We start from the raw sequence: 13,617 nt of genomic DNA on the forward strand, positions 1-13,617 counted from the left end.
ATTAAATATTACAGCTATTGTATTAGTACAATATTCTTTTTATTTTTGTACATATCTACATATATTTAATTTATACTATACTATATTAAGAATCAAAAAAATTGGAGGGCTAATTATGAGTGTAAATCATGGTGCTAATTTATATGATTTGTCAAAACAATACGGTTTTTCAAAAGATGAATTTTTAGACTTCAGCTCTAATATTAATCCATTTGGCACATCGACTTTAGCTAAGGAATATGTAATTAATGATATAAATATGGTATCAGTTTATCCTGATCCAGAATATGTTGAATTAAAAAAATCAATTTCATCTTATTGCAATTGTAATAAAGATAACATGGTTTTAGGAGGTGGCGCTACAGAGCTTATATCTTCTTTTATAAGTACTATTGATCCTAAAAAGGCAGTTCTTATTTCTCCTGCATATTCAGAATATGAAAAAGAACTTAAGAAAATTAATTGTGAAATAATTAAATATTTTTCTAGAGAATATAATGATTTTGAAATAGATCCTGTGGAATTTGTTGATTTTATAAATAAGCATGAATGTGATTTAATCGTCATTTGCAACCCTAATAATCCAACAGGCTTCTCTTTTTCTAAATTTGAAATAGAAATTATATTAAAAAATACTAATGCTTTTGTTATGGTTGATGAAACATATATTGAATTTACAAATACTAGTATTTATTCTTCCACACCTTTAGTTGATCAATATGATAACTTATTTGTAATTAGAGGTACTTCTAAATTTTTCTCTACACCTGGTATTAGATTAGGATATGGGTTAATTGGTAATGAAAATATAAAAAATGAAATCAACAAGAATCTTGATTTATGGAATATAAATATTATTGCTTCATCTATGGGCGAAATAATGTTTACTGACAATAACTATATTAACAGCTGCGTAAATACAATTTTAGCCGAGAGAAATTATCTATATAATTCTTTATGTGAGTTTAATAATCTTACAGTTTATGAAAGTAAAGGCAATTTTATATTATGTAAATTAAAAGATAAAACTATAACAGCTAGTGAACTTAGAGAAAAGTTGATACCTAAAAAAATTATAATAAGAGACTGCGAGTCCTTTGACGGACTTGATGAATATTTCTTTAGAGTGTGCGTTTTAAAACCAGATGATAATAGATATCTTATTAATTCTTTAAAAGAAATTTTATATTAGTCACTAAATAATAAAAAGGACATAATGTGATATGTCCTTTTTATTATTAATCAATTTCCATTTTCGTAGTATAAGTACTATTTATTTTCATTTAAGTATTTTATAATAGCACCTTTTGCAGCTTCATCTGCTAAATCATTGTACACACTTTCATTACTATGTGCCTTCACTTTTACAAAGCAAATATTCAATTCTTTACTCATGTTTTCTATATATTTTACATATTCTTGAGTATATTCATTCTTTGCCTGCCACTCACCACTTGCCCATAAAGCTATATTTTTTAGATCATGGTAAATAGCTATATTTTGCATTCCTAATTCTTTAGCTTTATTTATAGCGACTTTAACTGATTCTAACTCTCCCACTATATTCCATTGATCCCATTTGTCATACCCTGCATTATGGTAAGTTTCATGAGAATTATTATTAGGGTCAAGTACAATCACACCAGAGCCAAAAACTTGATTTCCTCTGTCATAACTTCCATCTACAAAAGCAATAAATTCATAATCATCAATAATTTCTTCTGGATTTATATATGATTTACAAGTTTTAACCTTTGCAGTACTTCTAATAGGCTTCACATCATAACCTTCTTTTAGTGGTTTAGTATTTGTTGGAGCTTTTTCCGTATGCAATACGTTCTCCTTAACTGTAGCTTCTTTTTCCATAGATTTTATATTATCATCACCTATAAAAGCCATGGCTTCTTCAATAGTTGGAAAACTTTTGTATTTTGCACCTTTATATCCTGTTACCTGTGCAGAACAGTCAACCCAAGTGAAATATATCCCTGGAGTTTTTCCAACTTTAACTGCATAGAACTTCTTTTTTGACATATTAAAATTCCTTTCATTTGTTCATCATAAACATATATTATAATATCATTAATAATACTAAATTGTATAATTAATATCTATAAGAATTATTTATTTTTTCAAATACATAATCATTAACATGTACAAAATACTCCTTTGTTCTTTCTTTTGCATGCTCTATAGTATCATAATCGATAGTATTAAATATTTCTTTTAATATGTTTTCAGTTGATTCTAGCTCTTCTATATAAATTTTTTCAGCAAAGTTTTTACTCATATTTTTCATTTGTAAAAAAATTTGTTTAAGCGTCTTTACAGCTTCTTCAATAAATTCTAATTCAATATTACCTGCCAAAAATGCTTCTTTAAGTAAAAAAATATTATAAGAATTTTCTACGCCTAAATTTCTAATAAAATCATCAATAGTAAAATTATATTGATTGTATTTATCCATTTTTTTATATTGTTCAATCATTTCTAGGGAAAATTCTATATCTTTATAATCCTGAGAAAGCTTTTTATAAAATTCATAAGTATTTTTATTGGTGCATGAAAAATATATAGTTTCTAGATCTTTAGAATCATACTTCTTCACCATTTTCCATGCTGCATAATAGGCTATATTAGCTGACTTTTCTAAAGGGAATTTATTATTTCCTGAACTGATGGAAGGAATTGCTACAGTTTTATTGTCGTATTCTACTGCCATATCTATAGAGTTTTTATAGCAGGAATATAATAAATGGCATTCATCTTCATCTCCACTTTGCCATTTAGGTGTACAGGTGTGAACTATACTTTTTACATTTAAATCATATCCCTTTGTAATAATACTATGACCTACTTGGCAAATTCCACTTTTGGATAACTTCTTACTAAGTTTTGGTCCAGCATTCTTTTGAATTAACTTATCAAGTCCATCGTTACCACTAAAACACTCATCTGTTGGATTTACAATGGCATCCACTTTAATGTCTATAACTTCTTCTTTTATAATTTTAATTCTGTTATCTATACTGTCCATATATACACCCCATTTTCAACAATAAATTATTTACTTTTCATACATTTTCTATAAAAAAGTATAAAATCCCTTTTTATTATTGACTCTACAATTTAATTATAAACATTTTTGTTAAAATTATCATAAATCAAAAGTAAAAAGTTAGACAAATCTAACTTTTTCTATATACTTAAATTATTTAGTTTTGTATATATCATCATCCTCTAACAGTCCTATGGAAAGTTCCATATAAGATAAATTTTTATATTTACACATTGCTTCTTTGAAAAATATCTTTACTATACATTTTAGTATTCTCATGTCATGCCTCCGCTGGCTTTTAACCCTATCTAACATTTACTTTTTAGGTTTAATATATATTATGAAAAATAAATATGTGGGTTACTAATAATGTAAATCATATAAAAATTAACTATTAAAAACACATATTTTAATATAAAATCGTTTATAATATCCAATATTTTATAATAATAGAAATATATGATAAAATGTTATAAAAAATGAGTTTTTATAAATGGCAGATTTTAAATATGATATAGTTGAACATTTAGGAGTCTTATCTGAAAATACTAAAGGATGGACAAAAGAGTTAAATCTTATTAGTTGGAATGGTGCTAAACCAAAATATGACTTAAGAGACTGGGGTCCAGAACACGAAAAAATGGGAAAAGGAATTACATTAAGTAATGAAGAATTTGAAGCCTTAAAAGAAATAATTAGCAATTTATAATTAGCAAATCATTATTTTTAAATAAATTTAAAGTAAAATAAAAAGCTGATTTCATAAGATGTATTTTCTTATTTTAATCAGCTTTTTTTATTTTTATTATAAAAATGATTATTATTCTATACTTGGCTAAATTCTTCTTTTTTCTCGTTTGATTTAACACATAATGTTATAACTTTTCTAAATTCACTTTCATTTAGTTTAGCATTATCAAAACCTTTAGATATCCACATTTTACTATCTCTGATTTCATCCATAGGACTATATTTTCCTAGCCAGTTGTCAGAACTATCAAATTCATTATCATGATATATTGTAGAAATTAAACCTTCCTCTAGTCTGTATCTTTCTTTTAATTCTTCCACTTCAAAACATACAAATTCAAATCTTTCCTTCATATAATTACTTATTTTTTCTTCCAAAATTGATTCGACTTCCATATCTCTAAGTTGTGCATATTTACTCTCATTAATTTTATCATTAAAATTTATATTCCAAATATACGAATAATAGTGTTCATTATAAGATAAAATAGACTTTCCTATATTTTTTCTAAAAAAACTGCTATCTTTAAATCCATTTTTATAGTGATTTTTAATTCTAACAATTAATTTATTATCCTTATCATGAGTACCTATTCTTACAATCCTATCCATATCATTATATTTTTCTTTTTTATCTAAAACTATATAAATACCATTGGTGAATGGAATTTCATCAAAATTATTGTGGTTATATCTTTTCATAGAATTAAAAAGTATATGTAGCTTTTCTCCATAGGAAATCTTTCCTCGATCTTCTTCATTTAGCTCTTCTCTTAAAAAATTTATCTTTTCTTCTACTGACAAGTGTCCTAAAGGCATATCAACTTTGTTTAAAAGTTCCACATAATTTTTGTAATAACTTTTATCTGATAAAATAATATATTCATCTTCATGTATATTAGTAAAATTGTTCAATTTTTTCAAAACTCCCAGCGACCATAATCTATTTTCCATTTCACTTGTAAAGCTGGTCGACTCATTATAAGACATGGTATAATCCCTTTCTTTTACAAGACCATATCTTGAAGTTAGTATATAAACTTCATCTGCAATCTTTTTTCCATAGTCCATAGATAACTTAAATAATTGACTCTCTTTATCTATATCCTTAACTAAATTAAACCCAGTCTTCTTTCCATTGGTGCAGGATATTAGTGCAATTTTACTCAATAATATCTCCCCCTAATTTATAATACATAAAACATTATTCCAAATAAATGAGCTATACTTCCAAGCAGCACAAATACATGGAAAATACAATGCATATAGCTTTTATTCCTTCCTATTCCATATAAAACAGCTCCAACTGTATAAAATATTCCTCCTGCTAAAATATACATAAATCCACTCCAAGTAAGAGCCTTAATAGCTACAGGAACTACTACAATTATTCCCCATCCCATTATTAAATTACATATCATAGAAAATACAGCGTATTTTTTTAAATCAATTGCATTAAATATAATTGCTATTATGGCAAGTGACCACTCTACAATAAATATACTCCATCCTACTATTGGATCTACTTCTCTTATTGAACAAAGTGCAATAGGTGTATATGTACCCGCTATCAAAATATAAATAGCGCAGTGATCTAAAACCTGAAATACTCTCTTCGCCATACCATCTTTTAAACCATGGTATATAGATGACATGGAATATAGTAATATCATTGTTATTCCATATACTACTGATGTAACTATTGCCATTATATTGTGATGCCACGCTGCAATTATTACACATATTACTAAAGCTATTACACCAATAGCACCACCTACTATATGAGATATATAATTAAATCTCTCCTCTGCTATAGAATAGTTAGGTAACTTTCTATCAATTAACTTTGTTCTCATATTATTCCTCCTACTTCTTTTCAAGTCATTTCTGTTTAGAAATATATGTATTTTATACACACTAATTATAGTACGATTTTCAACTTCGTAATTCCTTCTTATACAGAAATCTCATTCGTATTTTAAATCATTTAAACTAAGTTACCATAATTTATTTTGAATGTCAAAAATTTGGCTTTACAATGTTTTTTCATGATGATAGTATATTTTATAATAAGTAATAATTGGAGGATTAAGAAATGATAAAAATAGTATGTGATAGTATTTCTGATTTACCACAGGAGATACTTGAAAAATATAATGTTGATATAGTGCCCTTAACAGTAATTTTTAATAATAAAGAATATTTAGCTGGAGAAAATTTAACTACAAAAGATTTTTATAAAATGCTTAGAGAAAGTGATAGTATGCCAAAAACTTCTCAAGCTACTTATGTACAATTTAAATCTGTATTTGAAAAATATGATGAAAATACACAAATAATTTATATCTCTGGATCTTCAATAGCTTCTGGAACTTATCAAAGTGCCATGTTAGCTAAAAATGATGGACATGACAATGTTTTTATTTTTGACACAGAAAATTTATCTATAGGGAGTGCTTTATTTGTAATAAAAGCATGTAAAATGGTTGAAATGGGTTGCTCTGTTAATAACATTGTTTCAACTTTAGAAAAATATAAAAATAATGTTGAAGTAGCCTTCTCTGTAGATACTTTAGAATATTTAAAAATGGGTGGAAGAATTTCTTCTACTAAGGCTGCTCTTGGAAATTTATTGTCAATTAAACCTATTCTAGAAGTTAAGGATGGCTTAGTATCTCAAAAGTCTCAAGTTAGAGGTAAAAAACAAATTTACTCAACTTTAGCAAAAACCATAGTAAATAGATTTGGAGCAAATTTAAAAGATAAGACCATTATTTTAGGTTGTGGAGACAATGAAGATGATTTAGCAATAATGAAAGAAGCTTTAGAAAAGGAATCTGAAGTTAAAAATATTTATTTTGTTAATATAGGATGTGTTATATGTTCTCATTCTGGGCCAGGAGTTATGGGAATATCTTGTATGTAATAATTTTAATAAAAAATATCAAAATAGACTTAGATAGCTAACAAGTATACTATCTAAGACTATTTTAATTTTAATAATACTGCTTTTTAATATGTTTTTAAAATTTAACATATTGTAGTCCAAGTAATATTTTTAATCCTTCATACAAAGATAAATACTAATTAAGTATTTATATGTATAAGTATACTCTATCTAAAATTTCATGTATGTTGTTTAAACAACACTATTTAAGAATTTCAAATTCATTTTTTCTAAATTTTATGATTCCATCTTGTTGCATTAGAGATAATTCATGGGATAAAACACTCCTATTTACACATAAGTAATTTGCTAATTGATCTCTATCAAAAGAAATTTTAAACTTATTGGAGTTCTTGTTCTTTTTTTAAATTAATAAATAAGTTATAATCTTATCTCTTATACTTCGTTGAGATACTATTTCTATTTTATGGCATTTTTTTGCACAAGCATTTGCTAAACAAGCAATAATATTGTTATAAATTTTATAAGTATCTTTTTCAGATAAAATTATTCCATTTTCTAATATTTTTTTATCTATTTTCAAAATGAAAGATGGCTCAGCTGTATAAAAAATTGTAAAAACTATTTTGAGATAATGTACATAATATATCCATCCCAAAAACTTCATGAGTTTGTAATTTACCTATTATATCATTTTTATATACAAAAATTCATAATTCCAAGCGTTGACTCTTATATAAAAAATAAAAGTATGTTGTTAAAACAACACACTTTTATTTTTTATATCATTCTGTAATTTTTTATTTTATCTTGATTAAAGACTCTGTTATCACTTGCCCACTTTTATCATACTCCATAGATAAGATCCAACCTTCATCCTTTATTGTTCGAGTTTCTAATCTATTGTTTTTTTCTACCAAAATAGATACTTCTCTTTCTTTTTCGTCCACTATATTATAAACTCCACTATCCACATTTTTTATAATATTTCGAATAGTTTCAACACTTCCCATATTAATTAATATTTTTTCCACCTTTTGTCTCCCACTTTATTTTCATAATTTAGTCTATTTATATATTACAATAATTTAAAAAACAAAAGAAATATTATATTATTTAACTTTTATACTTTTTGAAGATGTTGCATAACCACTTTTAGACATTTTGACTGTTATAGATTTTCCTTTTGATTGTTTAGGAATAGACATTGAGTAAGTTCCATTTGATTTAACAGTAGCCTTACCTATTTGTTTATTATTAGCATAAGCTTTTACTGTTGCACCCTTTGAACCTTTACCAGTTATAGTTTTTTGTGTTGATTTTACAGAGTTAACAGTAAGCCCTTTACTGAAAACCTTTTTAACTGTTACAGTCTTAGATTTTGAAGTGTAACCAGTTTTATAGATTTTTACTGAAATCTTTCTACCAGAAGATTGTTTTTTTATCTTCATTGAGTATGTACCGTCTGATTTTACTGTAGCTTCTCCTATCTTCTTGCCATCTACAGAAGCTCTTACTGTCGCACCGCTTTTTCCTTTACCAGTTATTTTTGTAGAAGTAGATTTTACTTCATTAACTGTAAATGTAGAAAACTTAGCTTTTTCTACTTCAACTAAAGCTAACTTAGAGCCATAACCTGATTTTTCTATTTTAACTAATAATGTAGAATATTCTTCTTGCTTAGGAATAGTTAATTTATATGTATTATCTGATTTTACAGTTGTTGTATATGTTTTATAACTATCTGTCATAACACTTACTTTTGCACCAGCTACACCTGTTCCTGATAAAGAAGTAGTACCTGACAGTACTTTTTTTATAGTAAAAGGTGACATTGTTTTTAAAGTTTTTGTTGTCTTAGGACTTATTGTATAATTACCTTTAGTCGCAGTTACTAATATTGCATATTCACCTTTTTTTAATTTTAAGTTTACATTATTTGATACTTCTTTTGATTCATTTACCATTGTATCTGACCATATAATCGATTCCTCATCACTACCAACCATTGTTACTTCAAATAATTTTGAAGTTGATTTATAGCTAAGATTTATACTCTTGTCACTAGTTAGTTTAAATTTGTACATTATTAAAGATAAGTCTGCATTAACTTTATATTTTTTTTCAGTATCTAGTCTTATAGCTATAGGTTTTTCTTTAATATCTACCTCAGCGTTCTCGTCAAGTAAGATATCACCCAAAATATCTTCTATGCTTGCACTCCTTGGTCTTACATTTGTTACTTCATCTGCGAAAGACGATGCTGTTATACTTACTATCATCATAAGTGATAGTAGTAAAGATAATAATTTTTTCTTCATTAAATTTCCCCCTCATTGAAAATATTTAATTTAAACATACCATATTTAAATGTAAATTCCATATTTTTTTCAATATTGTAACTAATTTGTCAAAAATAGGTATATGAGCTTACAATAAACTCACCTACTTATTTTAATTGCATATTAAATTTAATAGTGTTTCATTGGGAGGTACTATTGGATAAACATCATAGTTCGTATTTATTACACATTCTAAAAATACTGGTTTATCTATATTTATCTCACTTAAAACATTCTTTAATTCTTCCATATTTGTTGCTTTATAACCATCTATTCCATAAGCTTTGGCTAACATTACATAGTCTACACTTGGATCAACATCAGTTTGGGAATATCGTTCATTAGAAAAAAGTTTTTGCCACTGTCTAACCATACCCAAAGTAGAGTTGTTAAGAAGCAATATTAGAACAGGTATTTTGTAAGTTGAAATTGTAGCCATTTCATTACAATTCATCCTAAAGCTTCCATCTCCTGTAACCAATACTACATTTTTGCTTGGTACTCCAATTTTAGCTCCTATGGCAGCACCTAAACCAAATCCCATAGTTCCAAGACCTGATGATGTTATAAAACTTTTACCAAGAGAAAAGTTCCAATACTTCGCAGTCCACATTTGATGTTGACCCACATCTGTGACTGCCACTGTATTATCTCCCATCTTTTTATTTACTAAAGATAATATATTTTGCGGGTGAAACTCATCTTCACTCATTATATTTTCTTTGTCTTCGTAAGTTTTTATTTCTTTTTTCCAACTAGAATTATTCTTTTTATTAACTTTATTATATAATTCCTTAAGTAATAAAGTTAAGTCTCCCACTAAATCAACTTCTGATTTTATATTTTTATTTATTTCAGAAGGATCTATATCTATATGAATTACCTTGGCATTTTTTGCAAACTCAGAACTCTTGCCTATTACTCTATCGCTAAATCTAGCTCCTATAGCTATAATTAAATCTGAATTAGATATGGCTAAATTTCCCTCTTTACTTCCATGCATCCCTAACAGTCCTAAGGATAAATCATCTCTTCTATCTATATCACCAAGACCCATTATTGTATTTAATACAGGAGTATCAATTTTCTTTGCAAAATCCACTAGTAATTTTTCCTCATTAGCAGATTTTACACCTCCTCCAGCATATATTATAGGTCTTTTACTTTCTCTTATTAAATCACAAGCTAAATCCACTTTCTTCTTATTTTCATACTCTTCTTTTAACTCATATTCACTTTTTAAAGGATTTTCAAAATTAGATGGAAGATAATCATCCATATCAAAATCAACTTCTGTCAACATTAAATCCTTTGGTATATCTATTAAGACAGGACCTTTTCTTCCACTATTAGCAATTTCAAATGCTTTTCTTATGGTTTTTGGTAAGTCTTTTGCTCTTCTTATTAAGAAGTTGTGCTTTGTTACTGATAAAGTAACCCCAGTTATATCTATTTCTTGGAAAGAATCTTTTCCTAGTAAAGCTGTCGGTACTTGACCGCTAAAACATACTAATGGAGATGAATCCATATAAGCTGTCGCTATTCCTGTAATCGCATTTGTAGCTCCTGGACCTGAAGTTAAAAAACATACCCCTACTTTACCACAACTTCTTGCATATCCATCAGCACCGTGAACTGCTCCTTGCTCATGAGAAGTTCTCACATGATATAGTTTATCTGTATAGTCATATAGAGCATCATAAAGAGGTATTACTGCTCCTCCAGGGTAACCAAATATAGTATCTACACCTTCCTTTATAAGACATTCTAATATTACTCTTGACCCATCCACCTAATTTACCTCCTTTTATATATAAATCTTATTTGTTTAAAAAAGTCATCATACTTCTTAAAGTTCTACCTGTTTCTGATATTTCTGCATGATATTGTTGTGTTCTTCTATTTAAGAAGTCTTCACATCCATCTTCATTCTCCTGTATCCACTCTTTTGCAAATTTACCATTTTGTATATCTTTAAGTACATCTTTCATAGCTCCTTTAGATGCATCATTTATTACTCTAGGTCCTGATACATATCCACCCCATTCAGCCGTATCACTAACTGAGTAGTTCATCCTTTCAAGTCCGCCTTCATACATTAAATCAACTATTAATTTCATTTCGTGTAAGCATTCAAAATAAGCAACTTCTGGTTGATATCCTGCATTTACTAAAGTTTCAAATCCAGCTTTTATTAACTCTTCACATCCACCGCAAAGCACTGCTTGCTCTCCAAATAAATCTGTTTCTGTTTCTTCTTTAAAAGTAGTTTTTAAAACTCCCACTCTAGTTCCACCTACCCCCTTTGCATAAGCAAGAACAGTATCACCAGCATTTCCACTTGCATCTTGATATACTGCAAATAAGCAAGGAACTCCGCTTCCTTCTTTATAAATAGATCTTACTAAATGACCAGGTCCTTTAGGAGCTACCATTACTACATCCACAAATTCTGGTGGATTTATTAAGTTATAATGTATATTAAAACCATGGGCAAAAGCTAGTGTTTGACCTTCTTTTAGGTTATCTTTTATATGTTCATCATATATTTTCTTTTGAGCCGTATCTGGCATTAGGCACATTACTATATCACTTGTTTTTGTGGCGTCTGATACACTAAGTACTTTGAATCCATCATTTTTTGCTTTTTCTATTGATTTACTAGTATCATGTAATCCTACTACTACTTCAACACCACTATCTCTAAGGTTTTGTGCATGTGCGTGACCTTGACTTCCATATCCAAGTACTGCTACTTTTTTCCCTTTTAAAACATCCATTTTTACATCATGTTCATAAAACATTTTCATTCCAATTTACCCCCTGTGTTTAGTTAAAATTTATAATTATGAATTTATCTGTATAGATATTACTTCATATCAATTTAATTGCTACATTACTTTTAAATCAGATATATCATGTAGTTTTCTCATATAATTAATTACATCTTCTAACGATGTTGTTTCGTCATTTATTGTTAAGTGCATTCCACAGCTTTCTGCAGACATACTCATGGACTCTACTTCAAGTTCTTTTCTTCTAAGAGTCATAGCTACTCTTAAAAATGAATCCATTCCTTGATTTAAACTTGCATATACATTTCTTTTCATATAAATTACCTCCTATTAAATCTTTACAATTTTACTTAAAATTTGCTTAGCTCTTAACTTTCCATGTAGCTTATAGAAATTGATTAGGTTTTTATATATTCTTGCAAATAAAAAAACTTCCGCCATTATAAGCAACATTTATTTGCTCATAAGGACGAAAGTTATATTCCGCGATACCACCTTATTTATAACCTAAAAAAACATACAGGTTATCTCTCATTTATTCTAGTCAGAGCTAATCTTAACTATAGCTAAGTAACGCTAGCATACGTTCATATTTACTAAGAAAACTTTTCAATATGAAAGCTGGGAGTGATTATTATATACTTAAATTAACACCAATTCTCAGCAACATTGGCTCTCTGTAATTAATTAGACTAAGTATTTTTGTCTCCGTCAAAGCTTTTAAATTTATTAATTTCAATTTATATCAGTAATTATATGCAGGTTATTGTTTAATGTCAACCTATTTTTAAAAATTTTCTGAATTTTCATTTCAATATACAATCTACATTATTTTTTCAAAGTGACTTTATCACTGTATTTCATATATAAAAACATTATAATACTTTTATATCACTGAGGAGGAAATTTAAATGGCAAAAATAAAAAGAAAAGCAATTATAGATAAAGATTACTGTGTAGCTTGCGGTAGTTGTGTAAAAGTATGTCCTTTTAATTTAATACACATAGAACAAGGTGTCTTTGCAGAGATAAACTTAGATAAATGTGTAGGATGCGGAAAATGTACAAAATCATGTCCTGCGTCGGTTATAAATATAGAAAAAGTGGAGGTAGAAGAATAATTATGAATAAAAGGAAAAAGAGATTCACCGATTATATATGGATAATAAGTCTCACATATTTAGCCTTAGGATTTTTTAATATATTATTCGCTTGGATAGGTTTATTATGTTTCTTAATACCTTTAATAATATCTCTATCTGGTCATGGTAAAACTTATTGCAATATTTACTGCGGTCGAGGCCAAATGTTAGATTTAATGGGAAATAAATTAAAATTATCAAAAAATAGAGATATTCCTAAATTTTTAAGAAGTAAGTGGTTTAGATATGGATTTTTAACATTCTTTATAACTATGTTTGTAGTTATGTTATTTAACACTTATTTAGTATTTAAAGGAACAAACGGCTTAAAAGAAGCTGTACAATTACTTTGGACATTTAAAGTACCTTGGGCATGGACTAATACTAGCATGGTAACTCCATGGGTAACTCAATTTGCCTTTGGATTTTATAGTATGATGTTAACATCAACAATTCTCGGAATAATAACAATGTTATTATATAAACCAAAATCTTGGTGTGTTTATTGCCCAATGGGAACTATGACACAATTAATATCAAAAGCAAAATATAGTGATAAAAGTAATACATCATGTAACAGTTGTAGTGGCTGTTCAAGTAAAGTTAGTTAGAACCTGTTTAA

16 protein-coding genes, 1 pseudogene and 1 other annotated feature are annotated in these 13,617 nt (G+C 27.5%); of the genes and pseudogenes, 5 read left to right on the plus strand and 12 right to left on the minus strand.

The annotated features are described in order from the left end of the window. Nucleotides 1-115: 115 nt before the first annotated feature. The gene (locus tag K0039_RS15355; RefSeq protein ID WP_228105953.1) at nucleotides 116-1,192 is read left to right on the plus strand and encodes a pyridoxal phosphate-dependent aminotransferase; all 1,077 of its coding nucleotides are present in this window, start codon (nucleotides 116-118) and stop codon (nucleotides 1,190-1,192) included. Between the two features lie 77 nt (nucleotides 1,193-1,269). Here K0039_RS15355 and K0039_RS15360 read toward each other — a convergent pair whose 3' ends face one another. The 3 genes from K0039_RS15360 to K0039_RS22035 all read right to left on the minus strand — a co-directional run bounded on the left by K0039_RS15360 (nucleotide 1,270) and on the right by K0039_RS22035 (nucleotide 3,337). Beyond that, nucleotides 1,270-2,034 (minus strand): ribonuclease H1 domain-containing protein, encoded by a 765-nt coding sequence (locus K0039_RS15360; RefSeq protein WP_228105954.1) that lies wholly within the window; start codon nucleotides 2,032-2,034, stop codon nucleotides 1,270-1,272. Nucleotides 2,035-2,104: 70 nt separating this feature from the next. Further along, complete coding sequence (locus K0039_RS15365; protein WP_228105955.1) at nucleotides 2,105-3,037, minus strand: macro domain-containing protein; 933 nt, start codon at nucleotides 3,035-3,037, stop codon at nucleotides 2,105-2,107. 174 nt (nucleotides 3,038-3,211) lie between these two features. Further along, complete coding sequence (locus tag K0039_RS22035; RefSeq protein ID WP_265589502.1) at nucleotides 3,212-3,337, minus strand: hypothetical protein; 126 nt, start codon at nucleotides 3,335-3,337, stop codon at nucleotides 3,212-3,214. A gap of 214 nt (nucleotides 3,338-3,551) precedes the next feature. On the opposite strand from K0039_RS22035, the gene K0039_RS15370 reads away from it, so the two are divergent. Continuing rightward, nucleotides 3,552-3,767, plus strand: a complete 216-nt coding sequence (locus K0039_RS15370; protein ID WP_228105956.1) for a YdbC family protein — start codon at nucleotides 3,552-3,554, stop codon at nucleotides 3,765-3,767. Between the two features lie 116 nt (nucleotides 3,768-3,883). Here the strand turns inward: K0039_RS15370 and K0039_RS15375 are convergent, their stop codons facing one another. Together K0039_RS15375 and trhA are read right to left on the minus strand one after the other, a co-directional pair. Continuing rightward, entirely contained in the window at nucleotides 3,884-4,978 is a 1,095-nt protein-coding gene (locus K0039_RS15375) for a GIY-YIG domain-containing protein (RefSeq protein ID WP_228105957.1), read from the minus strand. A 17-nt stretch (nucleotides 4,979-4,995) separates the two neighbouring features. Next, nucleotides 4,996-5,664: a PAQR family membrane homeostasis protein TrhA gene (gene trhA / locus K0039_RS15380; RefSeq protein ID WP_228105958.1), complete on the minus strand. Its 669-nt coding sequence runs from the start codon at nucleotides 5,662-5,664 to the stop codon at nucleotides 4,996-4,998. Between the two features lie 239 nt (nucleotides 5,665-5,903). On the opposite strand from trhA, the gene K0039_RS15385 reads away from it, so the two are divergent. Continuing rightward, complete coding sequence (locus tag K0039_RS15385; protein ID WP_228105959.1) at nucleotides 5,904-6,734, plus strand: DegV family protein; 831 nt, start codon at nucleotides 5,904-5,906, stop codon at nucleotides 6,732-6,734. Nucleotides 6,735-6,957: 223 nt separating this feature from the next. Here K0039_RS15385 and K0039_RS23895 read toward each other — a convergent pair. The 7 genes and pseudogenes from K0039_RS23895 to K0039_RS15420 form a co-directional block, all read right to left on the minus strand. Continuing rightward, nucleotides 6,958-7,092: pseudogene (locus K0039_RS23895) on the minus strand (helix-turn-helix domain-containing protein); the annotation flags it as partial. Nucleotides 7,093-7,119: 27 nt separating this feature from the next. Beyond that, entirely contained in the window at nucleotides 7,120-7,299 is a 180-nt protein-coding gene (locus K0039_RS15395) for a hypothetical protein (protein WP_228105960.1), read from the minus strand. Between the two features lie 217 nt (nucleotides 7,300-7,516). Beyond that, the gene (locus tag K0039_RS15400; RefSeq protein ID WP_228105961.1) at nucleotides 7,517-7,750 is read right to left on the minus strand and encodes a hypothetical protein; all 234 of its coding nucleotides are present in this window, start codon (nucleotides 7,748-7,750) and stop codon (nucleotides 7,517-7,519) included. Nucleotides 7,751-7,828: 78 nt separating this feature from the next. After that, entirely contained in the window at nucleotides 7,829-9,037 is a 1,209-nt protein-coding gene (locus tag K0039_RS15405) for an Ig-like domain-containing protein (RefSeq protein WP_228105962.1), read from the minus strand. Nucleotides 9,038-9,170: 133 nt separating this feature from the next. After that, nucleotides 9,171-10,850 carry a biosynthetic-type acetolactate synthase large subunit gene (ilvB, locus tag K0039_RS15410; RefSeq protein WP_228105963.1) on the minus strand — a complete coding sequence of 560 codons (1,680 nt, stop codon included), beginning with the start codon at nucleotides 10,848-10,850 and terminating at the stop codon, nucleotides 9,171-9,173. Nucleotides 10,851-10,878: 28 nt separating this feature from the next. Beyond that, nucleotides 10,879-11,868, minus strand: coding sequence for a ketol-acid reductoisomerase (gene ilvC / locus K0039_RS15415; protein WP_228105964.1), 990 nt, complete (start codon nucleotides 11,866-11,868; stop codon nucleotides 10,879-10,881). A gap of 81 nt (nucleotides 11,869-11,949) precedes the next feature. Then, nucleotides 11,950-12,168: an ACT domain-containing protein gene (locus K0039_RS15420; RefSeq protein WP_228105965.1), complete on the minus strand. Its 219-nt coding sequence runs from the start codon at nucleotides 12,166-12,168 to the stop codon at nucleotides 11,950-11,952. A gap of 147 nt (nucleotides 12,169-12,315) precedes the next feature. After that, nucleotides 12,316-12,577 (minus strand) — a binding site (T-box leader). 187 nt (nucleotides 12,578-12,764) lie between these two features. On the opposite strand from K0039_RS15420, the gene K0039_RS15425 reads away from it, so the two are divergent. Both K0039_RS15425 and K0039_RS15430 read left to right on the plus strand, forming a co-directional pair. Further along, nucleotides 12,765-12,974 carry a DUF362 domain-containing protein gene (locus tag K0039_RS15425; RefSeq protein WP_228105966.1) on the plus strand — a complete coding sequence of 70 codons (210 nt, stop codon included), beginning with the start codon at nucleotides 12,765-12,767 and terminating at the stop codon, nucleotides 12,972-12,974. 2 nt (nucleotides 12,975-12,976) lie between these two features. Further along, nucleotides 12,977-13,606: a 4Fe-4S binding protein gene (locus K0039_RS15430; protein ID WP_228105967.1), complete on the plus strand. Its 630-nt coding sequence runs from the start codon at nucleotides 12,977-12,979 to the stop codon at nucleotides 13,604-13,606. Nucleotides 13,607-13,617 lie beyond the last annotated feature (11 nt).

Origin of the sequence: Terrisporobacter mayombei, assembly GCF_020748465.1 — a bacterium.
Taxonomy (GTDB): Bacteria; Bacillota; Clostridia; order Peptostreptococcales; family Peptostreptococcaceae; genus Terrisporobacter; species Terrisporobacter mayombei.

What these genes read in the sequence shown, in the direction of transcription:
- K0039_RS15405 (WP_228105962.1), bottom strand. Translation starts at nt 9,037, where the DNA reads ATGAAGAAAAAATTATTATCTTTACTACTATCACTTATGATGATAGTA.
- K0039_RS15385 (WP_228105959.1), top strand. Translation starts at nt 5,904, where the DNA reads ATGATAAAAATAGTATGTGATAGTATTTCTGATTTACCACAGGAGATA.
- trhA (WP_228105958.1), bottom strand. Translation starts at nt 5,664, where the DNA reads ATGAGAACAAAGTTAATTGATAGAAAGTTACCTAACTATTCTATAGCA.
- K0039_RS15355 (WP_228105953.1), top strand. Translation starts at nt 116, where the DNA reads ATGAGTGTAAATCATGGTGCTAATTTATATGATTTGTCAAAACAATAC.
- K0039_RS15430 (WP_228105967.1), top strand. Translation starts at nt 12,977, where the DNA reads ATGAATAAAAGGAAAAAGAGATTCACCGATTATATATGGATAATAAGT.
- K0039_RS22035 (WP_265589502.1), bottom strand. Translation starts at nt 3,337, where the DNA reads ATGAGAATACTAAAATGTATAGTAAAGATATTTTTCAAAGAAGCAATG.
- K0039_RS15420 (WP_228105965.1), bottom strand. Translation starts at nt 12,168, where the DNA reads ATGAAAAGAAATGTATATGCAAGTTTAAATCAAGGAATGGATTCATTT.
- K0039_RS15365 (WP_228105955.1), bottom strand. Translation starts at nt 3,037, where the DNA reads ATGGACAGTATAGATAACAGAATTAAAATTATAAAAGAAGAAGTTATA.
- K0039_RS15360 (WP_228105954.1), bottom strand. Translation starts at nt 2,034, where the DNA reads ATGTCAAAAAAGAAGTTCTATGCAGTTAAAGTTGGAAAAACTCCAGGG.
- K0039_RS15425 (WP_228105966.1), top strand. Translation starts at nt 12,765, where the DNA reads ATGGCAAAAATAAAAAGAAAAGCAATTATAGATAAAGATTACTGTGTA.
- ilvC (WP_228105964.1), bottom strand. Translation starts at nt 11,868, where the DNA reads ATGAAAATGTTTTATGAACATGATGTAAAAATGGATGTTTTAAAAGGG.
- K0039_RS15370 (WP_228105956.1), top strand. Translation starts at nt 3,552, where the DNA reads ATGGCAGATTTTAAATATGATATAGTTGAACATTTAGGAGTCTTATCT.